Raw genomic sequence first — 20,805 nt, 5'->3', positions numbered from 1 at the left:
CCGTGAGCACCTCTCGCCCCCGCATCCTCGTCTCCAACGACGACGGCTACTTCTCCGAAGGGCTGCAGACGCTCGTGGAGGCGGTGAGCCCCCTGGGCGAGGTGTGGGTGGTGGCGCCTGACCGCGAGCAGAGCGCCGCCTCCCATGCCATCAGCCTGCACCGGCCGCTGCGCATCAAGGAGGTGCGCGAGCGGTGGTTCTCCGTGGACGGCACCCCCACGGATTGCTCGTATCTGGCGGTGAACCACTTGCTGAAGGACAATCGTCCCCAGCTCATGGTCTCCGGCATCAATCACGGCGCGAACCTGGCGGACGACATCATGTACTCCGGGACGGTGGCGGCGGCCATGGAGGCCGCGTTCCTCGGCATCCCGGCCATCGCGTTCAGCCTGGTGACGCGGGGGCCGTTCGACTTCGGGCCGGCGGGCCGCTTCGCGCGGGCGCTGGTGACGGAGGCGCTGACGCGGCCCCTGCCGCCCCGGATGCTCCTCAACGTGAACATCCCCGGCGGCGTGGAGCCGGACGGCTACGTCATCACCCGGCAGGGGCGGCACTCCTACGGCAGCAACGTCGTGGAGAAGGAGGACCCGCGCGGCCGCAAGTACTACTGGATTGGCGGCACGGAGTACGCGCACGACGACATCCCGGGCAGCGACTGCAACACCGTCATCGACGAGAAGCGCGTGTCGGTGACACCGCTGCACTTCGAGATGACCGACCACGGTCGCATCCCCGAGCTCTCGGGGTGGAACCTGCAGGGCTTCAAGCGGCACGGTTCCGGCGGCGGTGCCTGAGGTTGGGGCCGGGCGGCTCCAGCCGAGCGGGCAGGGCGCTCTGGGTGTTGCTCGCGGCCGCGCTGTTCAGCGGCTGTGCGGGCACCCAGGCCGCCTCCTCCTCGCAGCTGGACACTGCGGGCGTGCGGCCGGAGGCCACGAGCAACGGCAAGCCGCTGTCCTTCGCGCTGAGGCCCACGCACGAGGAGCCGGAGCTGGTGGCGGTGCGCCACCGCGTGGCGGCGGGCGAGACGATGTACCGCATCGCCAAGACGTACGGCATCACGGTGGACGAGCTGGCGCAGGCCAACGGCATCAAGGATCCGCGTGAGCTGGCGGTGGGCAAGGAGTTGATGATTCCGGGCAGCGAGCCGCCGAAGTATGGCGACCCGGGGCCGCTGTCCGACGAGGAGCCAGAGCTGGTGCTCTCCAAGCCGGGGCAGGCGCCGGTGTCCACGCCGCGCCGCTCGGTGCCGGCGGTGTCGCGCCGCGAGGACCCGCCGCGAGCGCGCGTGGTGTCGGGGCGGCCGGGCGCGCCGTCGCGTCCGAGGCTCGCGACGCAGGGGATGCTCGACTGGCCGTTGCGGGGCGTGCTGTACGGCCGCTTCGGCAAGAAGGGCAAGGAGCCGCACGACGGCATCGACCTGGCGGCGCCCGCGGGCACGCCCATCAAGACGGCGCAGGCGGGCACGGTCCTCTACGCGGGCGAGCAGAAGGGCTACGGCCTCATCGTCATCGTGGAGCACGCGTCGCCGCTGATCACGCTCTACGCGCACAACCGCGACCTGCGCGTGAAGACGGGGCAGAAGGTCCGGCGCGGGCAGGTCATCGCCACGGTGGGCGAGTCCGGCCGCACGTCCGGCCCGCACGTGCACTTCGAGGTGCGCGTGGACGGCAAGCCGGCGGATCCGCTGGAGTACCTGGGCGTGATGCCGTCCGCGAACGACTAGTCCTCGTTCCGCCGGATGTGGGCGGCGCTCAGGGTTGGACGGCGTAGAGCTGCCCGCGCATCTCTCCGTAGTAGGTATGGGCCTTGGTGTGCAGGTTGAAATAGAGCACGCCCTTGCGCGCGAGCGACTCGAGCCCGGCCAGCGTCCGCGTCTGGGCCAGGAAGCCCAGCTCCGCCGGACAGCTCTCCGGGAGGCCGGGCTTCATGCCCTTCATGTCCTTGACGAAGGTGATGTTCGCGTTGGTCAGCTCCACCGCCCAGCGTCCGTTGGCGAGCGTCTTCGTCAGGTTGCCCGACTCGCCGAAATCCACCACCACCGGGCCCAGGACGCCCGGCGGGCCGCAGTGGATGTGGAACATGAGGATGTCTGCGGGATTGACGCCGGTCATCTCGACCTCGACATAGGCCCGGGTCAGGTCCTTGGAGAAGCGCAGCACCCCATGGCCCCGGGACATGCGCTGCTCCCTCGGCGTCGAGGGCGCGGTGGCCCCCAGGCTCTTCTGCAGGGGCTTGGGGGTCTCGGACTCCTCGCCGGGCTCCTGAGCGGGGCTGAGGAAGGCTTCATAGACGGTGAAGGTCGTGGCGCCGAGCGCGGGGTCCTTGGCATGGGAGGACAGCGCTCCGAGGGTCAGGACGAGGGTCAGGGACATGGGGATTCGCATGGCGGACTCCAGCACGAGGGGAACGCCTCATGGCGTAGCGTGGACGCCTGCCCCCGGGATGGCCAAAAGTGGCCACCCGATGACCGGCTTCAGTCCACGGGCGCGCCTCACAACGGAGCGATGATCCGCCGGATGTGTTCGAGCACCTGCCGGATCTTCGGAAGCTCGCTGAGCGCCTCTGGGACACTCACGCGCAGCGGCTGCTCACGCCCCACGACGTCCGCGAGCACGGGGACCAGCGCCCCCTCCACCTCGCCCGGGTCCGCCAGGTCCACGCTGGGGATCAGCCCGATGCCCTGCCCCGCGAGGCAGCACGCCCGGATGAGATGGATGTCCGTGGAGATGAGGGCGGGTTCCACCTGGAACGCGGGGCCGCGAAGCTGGGGCCACAGGCATGCGTCGCCCCCCGGGCCCTGCCAGGAGAAGAGCTCGTGGCTCCGCAAGGCCTCCACGGAGTCTGGCGGACCGCGCTCACGCAGGTAGTCCGCGCCGGCCCAGAGGCGCTCGCGAACCCGCAGCACCACCTGGGAAACCCAGGGGCCACGGGGCATGTCCTCCCCGAAGTGCACCGCGAGGTCCACGTCGTCGAGCGGCTCCGCCAGCGGATGGTCGCTGAAGCATGCGTGGACCCTCAGGAGTGGATAGGTGCTCCGCAGCAAGCCGAACAGCGGCGACAGAAGGTGTGGCGGCAGGCCCACCGGCAACACCACGCGCAGCAGCCCTGCGGGGGCCTGCCCGACCTCGCGCAGTGAGGCCACCAGCGCGCGCGCTTCCTGCATCATCAGCCGGCCGCGACGGGCGAGCACCTCGCCCGCCTCCGTCAACACCACGCCCGTTCGGGTGCTCTTGAGCAGAGGTACGCCCGCGCGAGCCTCCAGCGCCTCGACGCGACGCCGCAGCGTCGTCCTGGACACTCCCAGGATGTCCGCCGCGGCCAGGAACGAGCCCGTCTCCGCGACGCCGACAAAGGCACGCAACTCTTCCAGGTCCATGCGCTCGACACGGCGGAGCGGACCGTCCAGGCCCGCGCCGCCGCTCCTCCCGTCGAGCGAGCATCCGCAGGTCGACCCGGGACTTGCAAGAAGGGGGGACCTCCTGGACTGGAGCTGAAGCAGGCGGAGAAGAAGGCGCTGGACGCGCTGAAGACTAGGTTTCCTCGGGCGCGGGAGGCGTCGCGCGCGGCGGGTAGCCGCCAGCGTGGCGGGCACGCTCGCGCACCAGGGCGAGGATGTTCTCGCAGGTGGGCATGGGCTTGCCGGTGAGCTGGCCCAGCTCCACGACGGCGCCCAGCAGGGCATCAATCTCCATGGGGCGCCCGCGCTCCAGGTCCTGGAGCATGGACGTCTTGTGCGCGCCGACCTGGGACGCGCCCTGGATGCGCTGATCCACGTCGATGAGGAAGCGCGTGCCCAGCGTCTCCGCCACGGCCTGCGCCTCCAGCATCATCGTGCGGGCCACGGCGCGCAGGTCCGGCTGGCGGGCGAGCACGTCGAGCGTCGCGCCGGTCAGCGCGGACAGCGGGTTGAAGGCGAGGTTGCCCCAGAGCTTCACCCAGATTTCATCGCGGATGCGCGGACGCACGGGCGACTTGAGCCCGGCCTTCATCATGAGCTGCGACAGGGCCTGCACGCGCGGGCTCTTGCCGCCGTCGGGTTCGCCCAGCGTCACGCGGTCGTTGTACGTGTGCACGATGACGCCGGGGGAGACGACCTCCGCGGCCGGGTACACCACGGTGGCGATGACGCGCTCGGGAGGCAGGGTGCGCAGGATGACGCCGCCGGGGTCCACGCTCTCGACGTGGCGGCCGGTGTACGGGCCTTCGAGTCCGTGGAAGTACCAGTAGGGCACGCCGTTGATGCCGGTGACGAGCGCCGTCTCCGGGCCCAGCAGCCGGGCGATTTGGGGCGCCGCGGCGGGCAGGGCGTGGGCCTTGAGGGTGAGGAAGACGTAGTCCTGCGGGCCCGCGTCGTCGGGCGAGTCCGTGCAATGGGGATGCACGGTGACCGTCTCGCCGCCGCTGGTGAGCGTGACGCCGTGGGCGCGCATGGCGTCCAGGTGGGCGCCTCGCGCGATGAAGGTGACGTCCGCGCCGGCCTGGAGCAGCTTGACGCCCAGGAAGCCGCCGATGGCGCCCGCGCCGAAGATGGCGATCCTCATGACGTGAGCCCCAGCCGCTGCGCGAGCCCGATGCGCTGCACCTTGCCGGTGGGGCCCTTGGGCAGCTCCGTGAGGAACACGATGCGGCGGGGCACCTTGAAGTCCGCCACGCGGGAGGCCACGAAGTCGCGCAGCTCGCGCTCGGTGGGCGCGTGGCCCTCGCGAAGGACGACGGCGGCGGCCACGTCCTCGCCGAGCCTGGGGTGGGGCAGGGCGAACGTCACGGCCTGCTGCACGGCGGGATGATCCAACAGCACGGTGTCCACCTCCAGCGGGCTCACCTTCTCCCCGCCGCGATTGATCAGCTCCTTCAGCCGTCCGGTGAGCCGCAGGTAGCCCTGTGCGTCGAGCGTCCCCTGGTCGCCCGTGCGGAACCATCCGTGGGTGAAGGCGCGCGCGTTGGCCTCGGAGTTGTTCACGTAGCCGGACATGACGTTGGGGCCGCGGATGACCACTTCGCCCGTCGTGCCCGGAGGCAGCAGCGTGCCCGAGTCGTCCATGATGGCGACCTCCGGCCCGGCGGCGAGCCCCACCGACCCTGCGTACCGGGGACGCGGCGGCAGCGGGTTGGAGGCCATCTGGTGCGCGGCCTCCGTCATGCCGTAGCTCTCGATGACGGGCACGCCGAAGACGCGCTCCAGCTCCTCCATCACCTGTGGCGGCAGCGACGCGGAGGAGGACCGGATGAAGCGCAGGCGGTGGTCCTTCAGGCTGTCCGCGTTGCGGTGGGCGCGCTCCAGCAGCGCCTGATGCATGGTGGGGACGGCCGTGTACCAGGTGGGGCGGACCTCCTCGAACCAGGAGAAGAAGCGCAGGGCGTTGAAGCCGGGCGTGCACACCACGCGACCGCCGGCCGCCAGACTGGACAGCACCGCCGCCACGAGCCCGTGGATGTGGAACAGCGGCATGATGTTGAGGCACGCATCCGTGGGACCCAGCCCCAGCTGCGCGCCGATGTGCCGCGCGGAGGCGCGGAGGTTCGCGTGCGTCAGCGGCACCTGCTTGGGCCGCGCCGTCGTGCCCGACGTGTGCAGCACCAGCGCGACGTCGTCCGCGCTTGCGGGGCCGGGACGGAGCGCCATGCCCGACAGCGGCTGCCCCGCCACGAGCGTGAAGTGCCCCGCGGGCCCTTCCAGCGTCGGACGCAGTTCGATGAGCGGGAGGTCGCGTGCGCGCGCGACCTCGCGGGCCGGTCCCTCCGCTCCTTCGAGCACGAGGAGGGCACGGGCCTGGAGGTCGTCCAGGTAGAACGTGAGCTCGTCCGCGCGATAGGCGGGATTGAGCGGCGCGGTCGTCGCGGCGCTGGCCACGGCGAGGAACGCCGCCGCCATCTCCGGGCCGTTGGGCAGCACCAGCGCGACGCGGTCTCCCTGTCCCAGGCCCCACGCATTCAGTTGCTCGCGGACTGTCGCGGTGAGGTCCCGCAGCGCGCCGTACGTCATGCCCTGCCTGCCGGGCGCACCGAGCGCTACGTCCTCCGTCCGTCCGCGCGCGAGCAGCGCTTCGAGGGTGTCCATCCGCTCCATGCCGGGCTCCACGTCCTCGGGGTCCTCTTCCGAATATGGCCGTGGATCCCCACGGGCAACCGCTTTGTGCGCGGGCTTGGGGCCTTCTGCTCACCGGTGCTGCTATATCGGCCGTCGGGAGGCATCACCATGTCGCGGAAAGTGGCGCTCATCACCGGCGCGTCAGCGGGGCTCGGGGTGCGGTTCGCGGAGCAGTTCGCGAAGGACGGGCACGACGTCATCCTCGTCGCGCGCGGCGTGGCGAAGCTGGAGGAGCTGGCTCGCAAGCTGGAGCAGGCGCACGGGGTGAAGGCGCACGTGCTGCCTGCGGACCTGGGACATCCTTCCGCGCCAGAGCAGCTCTTCGCGCGCGTGCAGGAGCTGGGGCTCGCGGTGGACTTCCTCGTGAACAACGCGGGGTTCGGTTCCTCCGGGCCGTTCCTGGAGCAGGACCTGGGGCGCGAGGCGGAGATGGTGGAGGTCAACTGCGTCGCGCTGCTCAAGCTCACGCACCTGTTCGCGCGGCCCATGCGCGAGCGCAAGCAGGGGCGCATCCTCAACATCGCGTCCACCGCGGGCTTCCTGCCGGGGCCGTACATGGCCACGTACTACGCGACGAAGGCGTTCGTGCTGTCGTTCACGGAGGCGCTCGCGGTCGAGCTGGAGGGCACGGGCGTGTCGGTGACCTGCCACTGCCCGGGCGCCACGAAGACGGAGTTCGCCGGGCGCGCCGGCAACGCGGAGTCTCTCCTGTTCAATCGGCCGGGCGTGGCGGAGGCGCCCGAGGTCGCGGGCCATGCCTACGCGGCGATGATGAAGGGGCGGGTGGTCTCCATCCACGGCGTGCTCAACTGGCTGGCGGCCTTCTCGGTGCGGGTCAGCCCGCGCGTCGTGGTGCGTTCCCTGGCGGCGAAGCTCAACCATCAGGGGTGAGCGGGCAGGGAAGCGGCCACGGAAGGCCTGGGCGCGGGCCTGGAGGAGGGTAGAGTGTCGGCCGTGTCCCGCCTCCCCCGGCTCTTCATCTCGTGCCTCGTCGCGCTGTCGTCGCCTGTCTTCGCCCAGGAGGAGGCGGCCGTCGCCGAGCCGCTCACGGTGGCGGTGCTGCCCCTGGCGGCCAACGCGGCGGGGAGGGATGCCGCGCAGGGCATCACGTCGCTCATCTCGGGACGGCTCTCGGAGTCGCCCCGGCTGCGCGTGCTGTCCCAGCGGGAGCTCCAGCAGCGGGTCGGTACGGAGCGCCAGCTGGAGCTGGTGGACCGCGCCCCTTGCGAGAAGGGCGAGTGCGTCCAGGAGCTGTCCTCGCTGACGGGCGCGCGCTACGTCCTCACGGGCCGGTTGGATCGCTTCGGGGGGCAGTACCTCCTCGACGCGAGCCTCGTGGATACGCGGGATGGCCGCACCCTCGCTCGGCCGCGCACGGAGGCCTCCGAGGACGGCGAGCTCCTGCGCGCGGTCGTCGCCGTGACCGACGAGTTGAGCATCGCGCTGGAGTCTCCCGGTGAGCTCGTCCAGGCCCGGCCCCTCTTGGGCGGCGCGGTCGCGTCGTCGCCGGGGGGCGGGCTGACACTGGGGCTGCGCTTCAACAACAGCTTCATCGACAAGGTGTCGTCCTTGAACCCGGGCCTGGACCTGGAGATGGGCTACTGGTTCCACCCGGAATGGCAGGGCTTCGTCCAGGTCGGCTTCACCTGGGTGCATGCCGGCGGCGACGCCGAGGGCGAGCTCAACGTGCTGCCCAGCATCGTGGGGGCGCGGCACTACCACCGCCTGGAGAAGGACCTGCGGCCGTACTGGGGCTTCGGCCTGGGCGTGCAGTTGTCGTTCGGCGACTACGGCATCTTCCAGAGCACGGGCCCGCTGCCGTCCGTCGTGGGGTTCGTGGGGTTGGAGTACCTGCTGGCGGGCCACGTGGGCTTCCAGCTGGAGCTGGGAACGAACATCGCGCAGGCGGTGCTGGGGCTCGCGGACGACGGTGCGGGCGACGGCCTCAACTTCGATGTCAACGCCGGCATCGCGTATCACTTCTGAGTCTTCCGGAGCCTCTCATGTCCTCGCCTCTGCGTGCCTTGCCGCTCATTGCCCTGCTGGCCTCCGGGGCCTGCACCGAAACGCCGAAGCTCGACCCGAAGGACCAGGCGGAAGGGCTCTACCTCCAGGGCAACTCCGAGTACCTCAAGGGCAACCTCGACGCGGCGCTCAAGTCCTTCGACGAGATGAAGACGCTGGCGCCCGCGGATCCGCGCCTGCCCGCCGCGAGGGGCGAGGTGCTCCTGTCGATGAGCCGGCTGGAGGAGGCCGCGAAGGAGTTCGAGGTCGCGCTGCGGCTGGATGCGAAGCGCTCCACCAACTGGAGCCGGCTGGGGTTCATCCAGGCGCAGCTGGGCAAGAAGGACGAAGCGCGGCAGTCGCTGCAGAAGGCGCTGGTGCTGCATCCAAAGGACTTCAACGCGCTGGAGCAACTGGGCGAGCTGGCCGAGGAGCGCGGTGACCACGACGAGGCGGTGCGCGACTTCACGCAGGCGGCCGAGGCCGCGCCGGACGCGTCGAAGGCCGACCTGCTGGTGCGGGCAGTGGACGTGCTGACGACGCAGGGGCGGCAGGACGAGGTGCTCGGGCTGCTGCGCAAGGTGACGGGGCAGGGCGTGCGCACGCCGGAGGTGCTGACGGCGCTGGGCGACGCGGAGGTGCGCGCGGGCCGGTTGCCGGAAGCGGCGGCGGCGTACGAGGAGGCCGCGAAGAAGTCGCCGAAGGATCCGACGCTGTGGGAGCTGGTGGCGGAGATCCAGCTCAAGCTGGGCAAGCGCGAAGAGGCGCTGAAGGCCTACGGCGAATCGCTGAAGGTGAAGGACCGCGCTGTCGTCCACGTGGCGCTCGCGAAGGCCCACCTGACGGTGGACGACCGGGCGGCGGCGGAAGGGGAGCTGCAGAAGGCCCTGGACACGGTGTCGGGGGCGGACGTGGGGGAGATGCAGGCGCTGGCGGACCTGCTCTCGGCGATGGGGCGCAAGCAGGACGCGCTGCGCATCCTGACGAGCCTGGGGGCGGAGCCGGGGCACGCGAAGAACCTGGAGTTGCAGTTGTCCACCGCGAGGCTCGCGCGTGACCTGAAGGACACGGCCACCGTGCAGGCTGCCTGTGCCCGGGTGGCCACGGCGGCGACGGATGGTGGCGTGGTGAAGTGCCCGTAGGCATGAGGATGGGGGCACGCTTCTTCGAACTCGCAGATGACGTTTATTGGCCTGGACGCTGGCACCTGGATGACCCCATGGACGCGGGTCTGCAGGAACTGGAGGACGCTCGCGACTTCAATCGCGGGCATCGCGTGCGGATCGAAGGGCGCATTCGGATTGCCGTGGAACATCCCGGGCAGGCGCTCGACTTCACGCAGACCGCGTCCATGGTCCCGGTTGTCCGTCAGCGTGTCGCGGCCATTTTCGCGAACCTGGCTCCCAACGACGTCCAGCTCATTCACGCCAACGTTGAAGAAGAGGAAGACCCCTTCCGGATCCTGGTGGCGACCCGGCTGATCCGCTGCATCGACGAGCCGCGCTCGAAGGTCCAATTCTGGACCGCCGAGGATGGACTGCCCGAAAAAGTCGGGAAGTACTACGCCGTGGATGATCTGCACATCGATCCACTGCGGGTCGGCGAGGCCAAGGTCTTCCGGCTGGAAGGATGGTCCATCGCCCTCATCGTCTCCGAGGACATCAAGCTCGCCTTGGAACGCGTACGCGCCACGGGCGTGCACTTCACCCCCGTGTGACCTTTGCCACGGCGCTACTTCCGGCTTCTTGATGACATCACCCTCCCAGATCGATGGGAGCTGGGCATCCCTTTGGATGCGGGTGGGCGCGAGGTCGAAGACCCTTGGATGTTCAGAGAGGGTCGACCTCTTCCTCCGCAACAGGAGCTGCTCGTTCCGCTTGAACATCCTGGAACGCCCCTCGACTTCTCCCTGGCTGGGTTCAGTACGCCCGTCGTGAGCGCGCGGGTCGCAGCAGTTTTTTCAGCGCTTGCAGCGCAGGACATCCAACTCGTGCCCGTCGACGTCCAGGGACATGAGGGGCCGCATGCCATCCTCGTGGCGACCCGGCTCATCCGCTGCATCGATGACGAAGCTTCCGAAGAGGTGATCCGGTGGGCGCCTCAAGATGGCCGGCCGGAGCGGGTCGGGGAGTATCGCGACGTTGACGGGATGCGCATTGACCCAGCCCAGGTCGGCGATGCCCGGGTCTTCAGGACATGGGGATGGTCCATCGCCCTCATCGTCTCCGAGGACATCAAGGTCGCGCTGGAGCGCATCCGCGCCACGGGAATACGGTTCACCGAAGTCTGATTGTCACGCCGTGCCTGGAGTCCGAGGGGGAGACACATGTTGCGCTTGTGCGGTCTGCTGTTGCTGGGCCTGACGCTGGCTTGTACGGAGCCACCACCTCCCCCCACTCCCCGGACCTGGCCGCGCTCCCAGAACTCCGGGCTTGGCACCGTGACGTCAGTGGAGCGCGTTCACATCACCCGGGGCTTCACGGTCTTCCGCGGCGAAACGCAAGAAGAGGTCACCGTCCACGAAGGGCTGTTGATCCGGATCAATGGCCTGAGCCCGGTGGAGTTCCTGCCCCGTGCTGCCATGTCGCCGCCTTTGATGGTGCTGGGGGACCGCTTCGCGGAGATGATCACCTGGCCCTCCGGTCTCTGGCCCACCGTCCTCCTCACGGAAGCGCCCCCTCCTGGAACCGAGGCCGGGCTGTGGATGTACGATTCCTGGGAAGACCCGACCCTGCGTGGAGCTGAATTCAAGAGAGAACTGACGCGCGCGCTGGGACCCCAGGGCTGGGGCGTGAACATCCAGACCCCCTCCGCCGATGCTCCCGTCACCTCCTACCTCTCAGTGGAGGTGCTCAAGGAGAAGGTCCGGGGCCGCAGGAACATGAACGGCGTCCCCGCGCCCGAAATCTGCGCCAGCCTCCAGGTCGCCTGCGGCTTCAAGGACACCACGCACGGCCGCATCGACTGTGGCGTGTGTCCCCAGGGGCAGACCTGCACCGCGGACAACACCTGCTGCACGCCCGCGACCTGCGCTTCCCTGGGCCGCTCCTGCGGCAGCGTCGTTCCGGACGGCTGCGGCTCCGCGCTCGACTGCGGCGCCTGCCCCGTCCGCTGACGCCTCCCGCCCGGGCTCACCGTGCCCGGGCGGAAAGTCACGGCGCTTACGTCCTGCCGCCCTGCAGCTTCCGGTACACGCCCACCACCTGCCCCAGAATCATGGTGGAGCGGAAGTCCGAGCGGTTCACGTAGATGGGCTGCATCGTCGCGTTCGCCGGCTGGAAGCGGATGCGGTCCTGCTCCGGGTAGTAGCGCTTCACCGTGGCCTCGTCCTCGATGAGCGCCACCACGATTTCACCCGGCTGCGCCGACGGCGTCTTCTTCACGAAGAGGTAGTCCCCGTCGTGGATGCCGTCGTCGATCATCGACTGGCCCTTGACCCTCAGCGCGAACACCTCCCGGCCGTTCACCCCGCCCAGCAGGAAGCTGTCGATCTTGACCGAGTCCTCCATGTGCTCCTGCGCCAGCGCCGGCGCACCCGCCGCCACCTTGCCCAGCAGGGGGATCTCGATCATGCCGGACTCCCGGCTCTTCATCCCCAGGCCCAGGAGCAGCCTCGCCCGCTTGGTGGGCACCAGCGAGCGGCTCTGCTGCTCGCCCCGGGTCAGGTAGCCCTTGCGCTCCAGGGCCTTCAGGTGGTCGTTCACCCCGTTGGTCGACCGGATGTCCATGTGCTCCCCAATCTCCCGGATGGTCGGGGGGAAGCCTCGGACCTCCGTCTCCTTCACGATGAAGGTCAGGATTTCGCGCTGGCGCTCCGTGAGCTCTTCCATGGCCGCACTCCTTCGCTCGGTCGCCCGCCTGCTCTGGCGGTGATGGGCAACAGAATTTCAGTGGCCCATGCTCCCTGAACATACGTGTAGAGTCAATCTGTTCAGTACCCCCACCCATACCCCCCGTGCTGCCCTCAGCCCGTCTTTCTCGCCGCTTGAGGATGCGCGTTGATCTCGGCGTACACTTGGCGCCGCCGTGTCCGACCTCCGCCACACGCTGCTCTTCGTCGACGACGAGGCCGACGTCCTGGACATCCTCAGCCGGATGTTCCAGCGGCGTTATCGCGTCCTCACCGCCCCCCACGGCAAGGCAGCCCTGGAAATCCTGCGAACGGAGTCCGTGGACGTGCTCGTCACGGACCAGCGCATGCCGGAGATGACCGGCATCGACCTGGTCAACGCCGCCAGGGCGGAGGGCATCGACGTCACGACGCTCCTGCTCACCGCCTACACGGACCCGCAGGACATCATCGCGGCCATCAACCAGGGCCAGGTGTACCGCTACGTCACCAAGCCCTGGGACGTGAACGACCTGCTCATCACCGTGAAGAACGCGGTGGAGTTCGCCCAGCTCAAGAAGGACAAGGAGAAGCTCATCCGCCAGCTGCACCAGCGGGTGGAGGCCCTCTTCGTCCTCTATGAGGTCAGCCGCGCCAGCGCGAACGACCCGGCCAGCTACGACGCCATCATCGACCGCGTGCTCACCGCCGTGGCCCGCGTGCTGCCGTACGACTGCGGCGCGGCCCTCATCGCGCCGGACGGACAGCGGGGCGCCACGCTGCGCCTGCGCTGCGTGGGCAACGTGGGAGAAGAGGCGCTGCTGGGCGTCAAGGAGTCCATGCTCGGCGCGTACCGCAAGAGCAGCGGCCTGACGCTGCCGGAGGACCGGGTCATCACCCGCGTCACCGGCACCACCACCCAGGACTCCGCGTCCCCCGTCGTCTACCCCAACCAGCTCACGGTGAACCTCACCGCCGCGGGCAAGCCCGTGGGCATGCTGTCGCTGTTCTCCCACCGCGCGGACGCGTTCACGGAGGACGACGGGCTCCTGCTGGACGTGCTCGCCAACCAGACGGCGGACGCCATCCAGTCGCTGCGCTCCGCGGAGGAAGAGGCCCGCCACCGCATGGAGCGCATGGTCGCGTCCATGGCGGACGGCGTGGTGCTCACCGACGAGAAGAACGACATCGTGGTGATGAACCCCGCGGCGCGCCGCATCCTGCACGCGGGGGAGGAGGGGCAGGGGCCCTCCAACCGGCTCTTGGAGGAGCGCCTGGGCTTCCAGCCGTTCCAGCTGGTCCGCAACCTGGAGTACAGCGGCCACCAGGTTCTGCGCGAGGACGTGAAGCTCTTCGACCGCACCGTGCAGACCACCGTGACGCCCGTCAACGACGCGCGCGGCACCCTGCGCGGCGTGTGCGTGGTGCTGCGCGACATCACTGATCAGAAGCGGCTGGAGGAGCGCAAGGACACCTTCGTCTCCATGGTGAGCCACGAGCTGCGCACGCCGCTCACCTCCATCACCGGCGCCCTGGACCTGGTGCTCAACCGGATGGCGGGGGACATCAACGAGCGGCAGCACCGCTACCTGTCGCTGGCCAAGGACTCCGCGGAGAAGCTCAACAGCATCGTGGATGACCTGCTGGACCTGTCGAAGTACGCGCAGGGCCGGCTGAAGATGAGCTTCGAGCGCATCTACCTGGAGGAGCTGGTCCAGCGCGTGGTGGAGAAGTATGGGCCCGCCTTCGCGGAGAAGCGCATCCGCGTGGTGCCCCTGCTGCCACAGCACCCGCTGCGCGCCATGGTGGACCCCAACCGCGTGAACCAGGTGCTCAACAACCTGCTCAACAACGCGGTGAAGTTCACGCCGGAGGGCGGCGAGGTGCGCGTGGAGCTGCGCGCCACGTCCAGCCTGCCCGGCTACGTGGTGCTCTCCTGCTGGAACAGCGGCGACCCCATCCCGGAAGAGAGCCTGGAGCGCATCTTCGACCGCTTCGAGCAGGCGCGCACGCAGGCGAACCGCACCGTGCGCGGCACCGGCCTGGGCCTGCCCATCTGCCGCAACATCGTGGAGGCCCACGGCGGCCGCATCTGGTCCGAGCCGTGCCAGGCAGGCGTGCGCTTCATCGCCGTGCTCCCCACGGAGCCGCCCCAGGACGTGCTGTCCCAGGCGGCCGTGGACACGCTGCTGCCGTCGCCGCAGCCCGTCCGCGCGGACTCGCGCGGCAAGGTGCTCATCATCGAGGGCGAGCCCGAGGTGGGGCACATCATGAAGGCGCTGCTCGGCGCCCGGGGCTACCGGGTGCGCCTGGCGGCCTCCGCGGAGGAGGGCCTGTCCGCCGCGCGCAACCTCCACCCGGACGTGGTGCTGGTGTCGGTGCGGCTGCCGGACGTGGACGGCCTGCGGCTGGCGGAGATCCTCCGGAATGATCCGGAGACGCGCCGCGCGCCGCTCCTGCTCACCTCCGCGTTCGACGAGCGCCAGCGCGCCTTCCGGGCCGGCGCGGACGCGTTCCTCGTGCGCCCCCTGGCCGGAGACAAGCTGCTGGCCACGGTGGACTCGCTGGCGCGGGGCCGCGCCGGGGCGCAGCACGGACGCGTGCTGGTGGTGGACGACGACGCGAAGATCGCCTCCATCTGCCGCGAGGTCCTGGAGGGCCTGGGCTTCGAGGTCGGCGTCGCGCACAGCGTGGAGGAGGGGCGGCGTTCCCTGCGCGAGCGCAGGCCGGACGCGGTGCTCCTGGACGTCACGCTGCCGGACGGCGACGGGTTCGCGTTCCTGGAGGAGATCAAGGCCGAGCGCGCCAGCGGCCACATCTCCGTCATCTTCATCTCCGCGCGCACGGAGACGTCGTCCAAGGTCCGCGCGCTGAAGCTGGGCGGGGACGACTACATCACCAAGCCCTTCGACGCGCTGGAATTGGGCGCGCGCGTGGAGAGCATGCTGCGGCGCAAGGAGCAGGAGCTGTCCTCGTCGCCCACCACGCAGCTGCCCGGCTCCACCGCCATCGAGCGCGAGGTGCAGCGCCGGCTGGGCGCGCGCCAGCCGTTCGCGTTCTGCTACCTGGACCTGGACAACCTCAAGGCCTACAACGACTACTACGGCTTCGCGAAGGCGGACGGCGTGGTGCGCCAGACGGGCGACCTGATGCGGGAGGTCTTCCAGCAGGAGGGCGCCCCGGGGGACTTCCTGGGCCACGTGGCCGGAGACGACTTCGTCTTCATCACCTCCGTGGAGTCCGTGGACCGGGTGTGCCAGCGGGCGATTGAGCAGTTCGACCGCATCATCCCGCTCTACTACGACCGGCAGGACCGGGAGCGCGGCCACATCGAGGCGGAGGACCGCTTCGGGGAGAAGCGCGAGTTCCCCATCATGAGCGTGTCCGTCGTGGCGGTGATGACGGACGGCGTGGCGCATGACCACGCGGAGCTGGCGCGCCGGGCCGCGGACATGAAGAAGCGGGCCAAGGCCATCCCCGGCTCCGTCTTCCTGCGCAGCGACTTAGAGCGCGTGGTCCGGTCCGTCACTGGATGAGGCTCTACCAGCAGCTCATCCTCTTCATGCTCGCCGCGACGGTGCTGCCCCTGGCCATCGTCGGCTTCCTGCTGCTTTCGCGCTCGGAGCACGCGCTGGCCCAGCGCATCGACGAGCAGCAGCGCGCGCTCGCCACCGCCACCGCCGAGGCCGTGGAGGCGAACCTGATGGAGGTCGTCAACGGCCTGGCCCGCTCCGCGGAGCTGCTGCCCTGGGAGCGCGCCACGCCCGAAGAGGTGCGCGGCATGCTGATGCTCCTGTATGGCCAGTCCACCTCGGTGAGCGCGGTCATCCAGGCGGACGCGAACGGGCAGCCCCTGGGGCCCGCCGTGTTCCGGAGCGAGGAGCCGCTCGAGCGCCATCCCGCCTTCGACGCCGCGCACGTCCGTCAGCTGGCGCACGCGGTGCCGGTGGAGAACTTCCGGGACGGGGGCAAGGGCCAGACGGCGCTGGGCAGCGCGTATGTGCACGCGGGCTCGGGCGTGGCCGCCGTGGCGGTGGCGGTGAAGCTGGGCGCTTCGGAGGACGCGCCGTACGCCATCGCGGAGCTCGTCTTCACGCAGCTGGAGGCGCTGCTCGCCCGGCGCGCGAACGACGGACAGCGCCTGGACGTGGTGGACTCCGAAGGGCGCGTCGTGGCCAGCTCCCTGGCCACGCGGCGCATGGTGGCGCTGGAGCCGGAGCTGCGCGAGGCGCTGAAGTCCGCCCCGGGCGCGGAGGGCGGGCGCAGCTTCCAGCTGAAGGACCCCGCGCGCAGGGTGAGCGTGGCGTGGGTGAACACGCTGGAGATGGGCATCGTCGTGACGGAGGACGAGGCCCTGGCGCTGACGCCGGTGCGGGAGCTGCGCACCACGGTGCTCGCGTCCGTGGCGGGCGCGCTGGTGGTGCTCCTGGCGCTGGGGGCGCTCTTCACGCGGCGGTTGGACCGGCGGCTCGCGGACGTGGTGCAGGGCGCGGAGGCCTATGGGCGCGGGGAGCTGGAGCGCCGCCTGCGCGTGGAGGGCCACGACGAGTTGAGCGAGCTTGCGTCCACCTTCAACCGCATGGGCGAGGAGCTGGAGGCGTCTCGCGCGCGGCTGATGAGCTGGAACGACGACCTGCGGGTCCGGGTGGAGGAGGCCACGGCGGACCTGCGCGCGGCGCAGCTGCAGCTGGTGGAGGCGCAGAAGCTGGCGGCGGTGGGCCAGCTGGGCGCGGGCGTGGCGCACGAAATCAACAATCCGCTGGCCGGCATCCTGGGCAACGTGCAGCTGCTGCTGCTGGACCGGGCGCCGGACGACATGGACTTCGAAACGCTGCGCAAGATCGAGCAGAGCGCCAAGCGCTGCAAGGACATCACCCAGAACCTGCTGCGCTTCTCCCAGCAGCGCGAGCGCCCGGACCTGCGGCCCATTGATTTGAACGCGGTGGTGCGCGACGCGCTGAGCCTCACGGAGAACCAGACGCGCGGGGAGGGCATCGAGCTGGTGACGGAGCTGGGCACGGAGGTGCCTCGGGTGAAGGCGGACCCCGGTCACCTGTCGCAGGTGGTGCTGGCGCTCTTGTCCAACGCGCGCACCGCCATGCTGAAGACGCCGGTGAAGCGCCTCACCCTGCGCACGGGCGAGCGTGACGGGATGTGCACCCTGGAGGTGGAGGACACCGGCCGGGGCATCGCGGAGAGCATCCGGCCGCGCATCTTCGAGCCCTTCTTCACCACCAAGGACATCTGGTCCAATGTGGGCCTGGGACTGAGCGTCGCGTGGCGCATCGTCACGGAGGCCGGGGGGACGCTGGAGGTCCGCTCGGAAGAGGGGCAGGGGGCCCGGTTCACCGTGGTGCTGCCCCGGGCATGAAGCCCGCCGCGTGTGGTAGCTAGGGCTAACGCATGGCTGCTCCCCCATCCCGCAGGCGACAGGCGCCGTTCCTCATCGGGCTCGTGCTCATCCTGGCCGCGCTGCCGGTGGGCTGGTTCGTCTTCCTGCGGGAGCCTCCCGCGCCGCTGCCGCCACAGGCGCCGCCGCGTCCCGCCGTCACGCAGGAGGAGGCGAAGAAGGCCGTGGAGCTGGTGCTGAGCTCCTTCGAAGGCACGGTGGACGTGAAGCACGGCGACGGACCGTGGGAACCCGCGCGCAAGGACATGCCGCTGCGGCCCACGGACGTGGTGCGCACCGGGCGTGGGTCCTGGGCCGTGGTGCTCAACGGTGAGTCCGTGGAGCTGCGCATGGAGGCCGAGACGGAGATCTCCGTGGAGGAGATCTCGAACGAGCTGTCGAAAGTGATGCTGGGCAGCGGTCTGGCCACCGCCACGGTGCGGGGCCGTTCCAACGTCCGCCACACCTTCATCCTGAAGGCGAAGGGCGCCGACGCGGAGGCCAGCACCGCCCAGGGCACCTTCACCATGAGCAACAACGGCAAGGGCACCGTGAGCGTGGGCACGCGCGAAGGCGACGTGAAGCTGACGGGCAAGGAGGGCAAGTTCGTCATCGTCCGCGCCGGCCAGCGGTCCATCGTCCGCCCCGGCCAGGAGCCCACCACGCCAGTCACCATCCCCAGCACCGTGTTCGTGAAGATGGAGTGGCCCACGGGCACGCAGCGCAACCGCGAGGTCACCGTTGTCGGCCACACGGATCCGGGCAACCGGGTGACGGTGGACGGCGCCAACGTGCCCACCGACGCGGATGGGAAGTTCACGCTCAACCTCGCGCTCAAGAATGGCCCCAACCCCGTTCAGGTGACCGCCGTGAACGTGGGCGGTGCGCGCCAGACCGAGCAGCAGGAGCTGACCTTCGAGCCGCCGCCGCCACCGCCACCGAGGACGGGGACGATGAAGGTCGATACAAAGATCTTCCAAGAGAGTTCCGACGGCACCTCACCCTGATCCGCCAGGCGGGCCTGCGGGTCCCCCAAGAAGGGGCCCACCCGCCGGGTGAGGTGGGTTGCCGGAAGTGTCCGCGGGTTCGACGGAGAGTCCCTTCGCACGGCCCGAGGCACCAAAGTGGTGCAGTCCCGGCGGAGGGCCTTGTAGAGTCGGGAAGCCCTGAAACGTCTCCTGCTCTCCGCGATGGTCTTGGTTTGTGCCCCGGTCTGGGCGGCTTCGCTGGAGCTGCTCGGCCCGGACGTGCCCGTGCCTCCAGAGGGCTTCACGGTCGCGGTGGTGCGCCGGGACGCCGGGGGCCAACCGGTGGCGTTCACCCCGTCGTCGGTGACGGCGGAGGGCGCGGAGCTCAAACCCGGACCGGAAGCTCCGCCGCTGCGCACCTGGGTCGTGGTGCCGAAGGCCCAGGCGCGCGAGGTGGTGGTGCGCGTGAAGGGCGACGGCGAGGAGGCCCAGGCCCGCTACGCCGTGGGGCCGCCCGCGAGCCACATGGAGCTGTCGCTGGAGCCTCCGCTGCCGGTGAAGGGGCGCGACAAGGAGGCGACGCTCACGGTGCGGCGGCTGCGGGCGGATGGGACGCCGGATGACAGCGGCGCGCCACCGGTGCTGCGCGCGAGCACCGGGCAGGTGGAGGGGCTTCAGCACACGGGGCCGGGCACGTACACCGCTCGCTACGTGTTGCCGCCAACCCGCCTTCCCGAAGCAGCCATCCTCGTCGCACTGTCCGCGTGGCCGCATCCCCAGTCGGTGCATGGCGCGTATGGGCGGCTGCTGGTGCCGCTGGCCACGTCGGTGAACCTGCCCGGCCAGAGCGAACCCGGCGGACAGGTGTCGCTGGAGGTGGCGGGGACGCGCTTCGGGCCCGTGCCGGTGGACGCGCAAGGGCGCTTCGTGCTGCCGCTGGTGGTGCCTCCGGGCTACTCGCTGGCCCAGGGAGAGGTGAAGGACGAATCGGGCCACGTGGAGCGCATCGCCATCGACCTCCAGTTGCCGCCCACGGATGGACTGGCGTGCGTGCTCAACCCGCAGCGGCTGCCCGCGGACGGCGTGTCCCAGGCCCGGCTCTTGTGCGCGACCAGCGATCCGAAGGGGAAGCCCGTCGCGGATGCGCGCGTCACGGTGAAGGCGAAGTACGGCCGGCTGGAAGGGCCCCAGCGCGACGCGAACGGCATGCTGGAGTGGCGCTACACGGCGCCGCGCACGCTCGCGGCGGATGAGCGCATCGAGGCGGCATGGCCTCAGCGGGGCCCGGGTTCGCGCGAGTCGCTGCCGATGCAGCTGGTGCAGGGCGCTGTGCGCGACGTGACGGTGTCGCTGTCCGAGCAGCTGGTACATGCGGGTTCGGTGGCGCGGGTGGTGGTGACGGCGCGGGACGCGGCCGGGCAGCCTCGGCCGGACGCGAAGGTGGAGGTGGCCTCCAACGCGGGGACCGTGGGGCCGGCGGTGGAGTCTCCTCCGGGGACGTTCACGGTCCCGTGGACCGCGCCGGAGAACAGGTCCCAGGCGAACACGTCCGTGATGGCGCGCGCGTACGGTCCGCTCGGGACGGAGCCCGCGCGGCTCGCGGTGTGGCGGGAGGCCGCGGGGCTCGTCGCGGGCGTGGTGGATCTGGCGGGCTGGCCAGTGCCCCGGCAGCCGCTGCTCATGAACGGCATGTCGCGGACGACGGGAGAAGACGGGACGGTGTTCGTGGGCGGGATGGTGCCCGGCAAGGTGCGCGTGTCGCACGCCGTGTGGCCGGGGCTCGACGTCACGGTGCACGTGCTGGGTCCCCAGGGGCCGGTGTTCCCGGAGTCCGAGCCGCTGGTGCCCGCGCGCATCGATGCGCGGGTGGAACTGGCGCCGCCGCTGCCGGTCAATGTGCGCGTGCGCGTGGAGGGCGCCCGGGTGACGTGCTGGGTGGAGGACCCGCGCGGCCAGGTGTTGAAGGACCGCCCTCTGCACGTCGCGCTGTCCGAGGGTGAGAAGGGGGATGTGTCCGTGCAGGACGGGCTCACGCGCTTCACGGTGCAGGGCGTGAAGACCCCTGTGAGCGTCTCCGTGGCGGACGTGCGCACCGGCGTGACGGCGGTGGAAGAGGTGCGGCCTTGAGGGCAGGGGGGAGGGCCTCGGTGCCGGGCGCATCCGCGGGCTTCCTGCTCGCGCTGCTCCTGCTGTCGACCGTGGCGTCCGCGCAGTCGCTGTCCTCGGACCTGCCGACGCAGGCGGCGACCATCGCCGGGCGCGTCTGCGTGGACGTGGACGGAGATGGGCTCTGTGGACCCGACGAGCCCGGGCTCTCGGACGTGCGCCTGGTGCTGGCCACCGGCCGCGAGGTGCGCACCGATGCCTTCGGCCGCTACCACCTCACCGGCGTGGACTCGCGCGTGCCGGACCTCACCGGCGGCCCGCACCTGCGCCCCGGCCGCCATGCGCTGAAGGTGGATCCGCGCAGCCTGCCGCTGGCCAGCCAGGTGGTCCCCCGCGTCGCGACCGTGGAGGTGCCCTGGGG

General features: G+C 70.5%; 17 protein-coding genes and 1 pseudogene. 13 read left to right on the top strand and 5 right to left on the bottom strand.

The window, feature by feature from the left end; all coding sequences use genetic code 11:
* Positions 1–2 precede the first annotated feature (2 nt).
* Both surE and D7W82_RS06470 read left to right on the top strand, forming a co-directional pair.
* The gene (gene surE / locus D7W82_RS06475; RefSeq protein WP_120617516.1) at positions 3–794 is read left to right on the top strand and encodes a 5'/3'-nucleotidase SurE; all 792 of its coding nucleotides are present in this window, start codon (positions 3–5) and stop codon (positions 792–794) included.
* Between the two features lie 44 nt (positions 795–838).
* Positions 839–1,723: a peptidoglycan DD-metalloendopeptidase family protein gene (locus D7W82_RS06470; protein ID WP_233587340.1), complete on the top strand. Its 885-nt coding sequence runs from the start codon at positions 839–841 to the stop codon at positions 1,721–1,723.
* Between the two features lie 28 nt (positions 1,724–1,751).
* Here the strand turns inward: D7W82_RS06470 and D7W82_RS06465 are convergent, their stop codons facing one another.
* From D7W82_RS06465 to D7W82_RS06450, 4 genes are all read right to left on the bottom strand, one after another.
* Positions 1,752–2,384, bottom strand: a complete 633-nt coding sequence (locus D7W82_RS06465; RefSeq protein WP_120617515.1) for a CHRD domain-containing protein — start codon at positions 2,382–2,384, stop codon at positions 1,752–1,754.
* 107 nt (positions 2,385–2,491) lie between these two features.
* Positions 2,492–3,376 (bottom strand): LysR family transcriptional regulator, encoded by an 885-nt coding sequence (locus D7W82_RS06460; protein WP_120617491.1) that lies wholly within the window; start codon positions 3,374–3,376, stop codon positions 2,492–2,494.
* A 154-nt stretch (positions 3,377–3,530) separates the two neighbouring features.
* Positions 3,531–4,541: a 2-dehydropantoate 2-reductase gene (locus tag D7W82_RS06455; RefSeq protein ID WP_120617490.1), complete on the bottom strand. Its 1,011-nt coding sequence runs from the start codon at positions 4,539–4,541 to the stop codon at positions 3,531–3,533.
* Positions 4,538–6,058, bottom strand: coding sequence for an acyl--CoA ligase (locus D7W82_RS06450; protein WP_233587339.1), 1,521 nt, complete (start codon positions 6,056–6,058; stop codon positions 4,538–4,540). The genes D7W82_RS06455 and D7W82_RS06450 overlap by 4 nt, the downstream gene beginning before the upstream one ends.
* 138 nt (positions 6,059–6,196) lie before the next feature.
* Between D7W82_RS06450 and D7W82_RS06445 the strand changes: the two genes are divergently transcribed.
* From D7W82_RS06445 to D7W82_RS06420, 6 genes are all read left to right on the top strand, one after another.
* The gene (locus D7W82_RS06445) at positions 6,197–6,979 is read left to right on the top strand and encodes an SDR family oxidoreductase (RefSeq protein ID WP_120617488.1); all 783 of its coding nucleotides are present in this window, start codon (positions 6,197–6,199) and stop codon (positions 6,977–6,979) included.
* A gap of 63 nt (positions 6,980–7,042) precedes the next feature.
* Positions 7,043–8,074 (top strand): CsgG/HfaB family protein, encoded by a 1,032-nt coding sequence (locus D7W82_RS06440; protein WP_233587338.1) that lies wholly within the window; start codon positions 7,043–7,045, stop codon positions 8,072–8,074.
* A gap of 17 nt (positions 8,075–8,091) precedes the next feature.
* A complete protein-coding gene (locus tag D7W82_RS06435) occupies positions 8,092–9,234 on the top strand; it encodes a lipopolysaccharide assembly protein LapB (protein WP_120617486.1) in 1,143 nt (380 codons plus the stop codon).
* Positions 9,235–9,242: 8 nt separating this feature from the next.
* Entirely contained in the window at positions 9,243–9,809 is a 567-nt protein-coding gene (locus tag D7W82_RS06430; RefSeq protein ID WP_120617485.1) for an imm11 family protein, read from the top strand.
* 3 nt (positions 9,810–9,812) lie between these two features.
* Positions 9,813–10,382, top strand: a complete 570-nt coding sequence (locus tag D7W82_RS06425) for an imm11 family protein (RefSeq protein WP_120617484.1) — start codon at positions 9,813–9,815, stop codon at positions 10,380–10,382.
* Positions 10,383–10,532: 150 nt separating this feature from the next.
* The gene (locus tag D7W82_RS06420; protein WP_158617600.1) at positions 10,533–11,207 is read left to right on the top strand and encodes a hypothetical protein; all 675 of its coding nucleotides are present in this window, start codon (positions 10,533–10,535) and stop codon (positions 11,205–11,207) included.
* Positions 11,208–11,253: 46 nt separating this feature from the next.
* Here D7W82_RS06420 and lexA read toward each other — a convergent pair whose 3' ends face one another.
* Positions 11,254–11,922: a transcriptional repressor LexA gene (gene lexA / locus D7W82_RS06415; RefSeq protein ID WP_014396152.1), complete on the bottom strand. Its 669-nt coding sequence runs from the start codon at positions 11,920–11,922 to the stop codon at positions 11,254–11,256.
* A gap of 196 nt (positions 11,923–12,118) precedes the next feature.
* On the opposite strand from lexA, the gene D7W82_RS06410 reads away from it, so the two are divergent.
* The 5 genes and pseudogenes from D7W82_RS06410 to D7W82_RS06390 all read left to right on the top strand — a co-directional run.
* Positions 12,119–15,457 carry a response regulator gene (locus tag D7W82_RS06410; RefSeq protein WP_120617482.1) on the top strand — a complete coding sequence of 1,113 codons (3,339 nt, stop codon included), beginning with the start codon at positions 12,119–12,121 and terminating at the stop codon, positions 15,455–15,457.
* Entirely contained in the window at positions 15,454–17,292 is a 1,839-nt protein-coding gene (locus D7W82_RS06405; RefSeq protein WP_120617481.1) for a sensor histidine kinase, read from the top strand. Before D7W82_RS06410 ends, D7W82_RS06405 begins: the two co-directional genes overlap by 4 nt.
* Before the next feature lie 32 nt (positions 17,293–17,324).
* The gene (locus D7W82_RS06400) at positions 17,325–18,317 is read left to right on the top strand and encodes a FecR domain-containing protein (protein WP_120617480.1); all 993 of its coding nucleotides are present in this window, start codon (positions 17,325–17,327) and stop codon (positions 18,315–18,317) included.
* 183 nt (positions 18,318–18,500) lie between these two features.
* On the top strand, positions 18,501–20,405 hold the full coding sequence (locus D7W82_RS06395) for an Ig-like domain-containing protein (protein ID WP_120617479.1): 1,905 nt from the start codon (positions 18,501–18,503) through the stop codon (positions 20,403–20,405).
* 20 nt (positions 20,406–20,425) lie between these two features.
* Positions 20,426–20,805 (top strand): annotated as a pseudogene (locus tag D7W82_RS06390) (flagellar motor protein); the annotation flags it as partial.

This window comes from Corallococcus sp. CA049B (assembly GCF_003611685.1).
GTDB classification, from domain to species: domain Bacteria; phylum Myxococcota; class Myxococcia; order Myxococcales; family Myxococcaceae; genus Corallococcus; species Corallococcus coralloides.
Note: the sequence above shows the minus strand (reverse complement) of the source record. Positions and strands in the feature narration are given on the sequence as shown.

What these genes read in the sequence shown, in the direction of transcription:
- D7W82_RS06455 (WP_120617490.1), bottom strand. Translation starts at nt 4,541, where the DNA reads ATGAGGATCGCCATCTTCGGCGCGGGCGCCATCGGCGGCTTCCTGGGC.
- D7W82_RS06435 (WP_120617486.1), top strand. Translation starts at nt 8,092, where the DNA reads ATGTCCTCGCCTCTGCGTGCCTTGCCGCTCATTGCCCTGCTGGCCTCC.
- D7W82_RS06445 (WP_120617488.1), top strand. Translation starts at nt 6,197, where the DNA reads ATGTCGCGGAAAGTGGCGCTCATCACCGGCGCGTCAGCGGGGCTCGGG.
- D7W82_RS06395 (WP_120617479.1), top strand. Translation starts at nt 18,501, where the DNA reads ATGGTCTTGGTTTGTGCCCCGGTCTGGGCGGCTTCGCTGGAGCTGCTC.
- D7W82_RS06405 (WP_120617481.1), top strand. Translation starts at nt 15,454, where the DNA reads ATGAGGCTCTACCAGCAGCTCATCCTCTTCATGCTCGCCGCGACGGTG.
- D7W82_RS06430 (WP_120617485.1), top strand. Translation starts at nt 9,243, where the DNA reads ATGGGGGCACGCTTCTTCGAACTCGCAGATGACGTTTATTGGCCTGGA.
- D7W82_RS06465 (WP_120617515.1), bottom strand. Translation starts at nt 2,384, where the DNA reads ATGCGAATCCCCATGTCCCTGACCCTCGTCCTGACCCTCGGAGCGCTG.
- D7W82_RS06400 (WP_120617480.1), top strand. Translation starts at nt 17,325, where the DNA reads ATGGCTGCTCCCCCATCCCGCAGGCGACAGGCGCCGTTCCTCATCGGG.
- D7W82_RS06460 (WP_120617491.1), bottom strand. Translation starts at nt 3,376, where the DNA reads ATGGACCTGGAAGAGTTGCGTGCCTTTGTCGGCGTCGCGGAGACGGGC.
- lexA (WP_014396152.1), bottom strand. Translation starts at nt 11,922, where the DNA reads ATGGAAGAGCTCACGGAGCGCCAGCGCGAAATCCTGACCTTCATCGTG.
- D7W82_RS06450 (WP_233587339.1), bottom strand. Translation starts at nt 6,058, where the DNA reads ATGGACACCCTCGAAGCGCTGCTCGCGCGCGGACGGACGGAGGACGTA.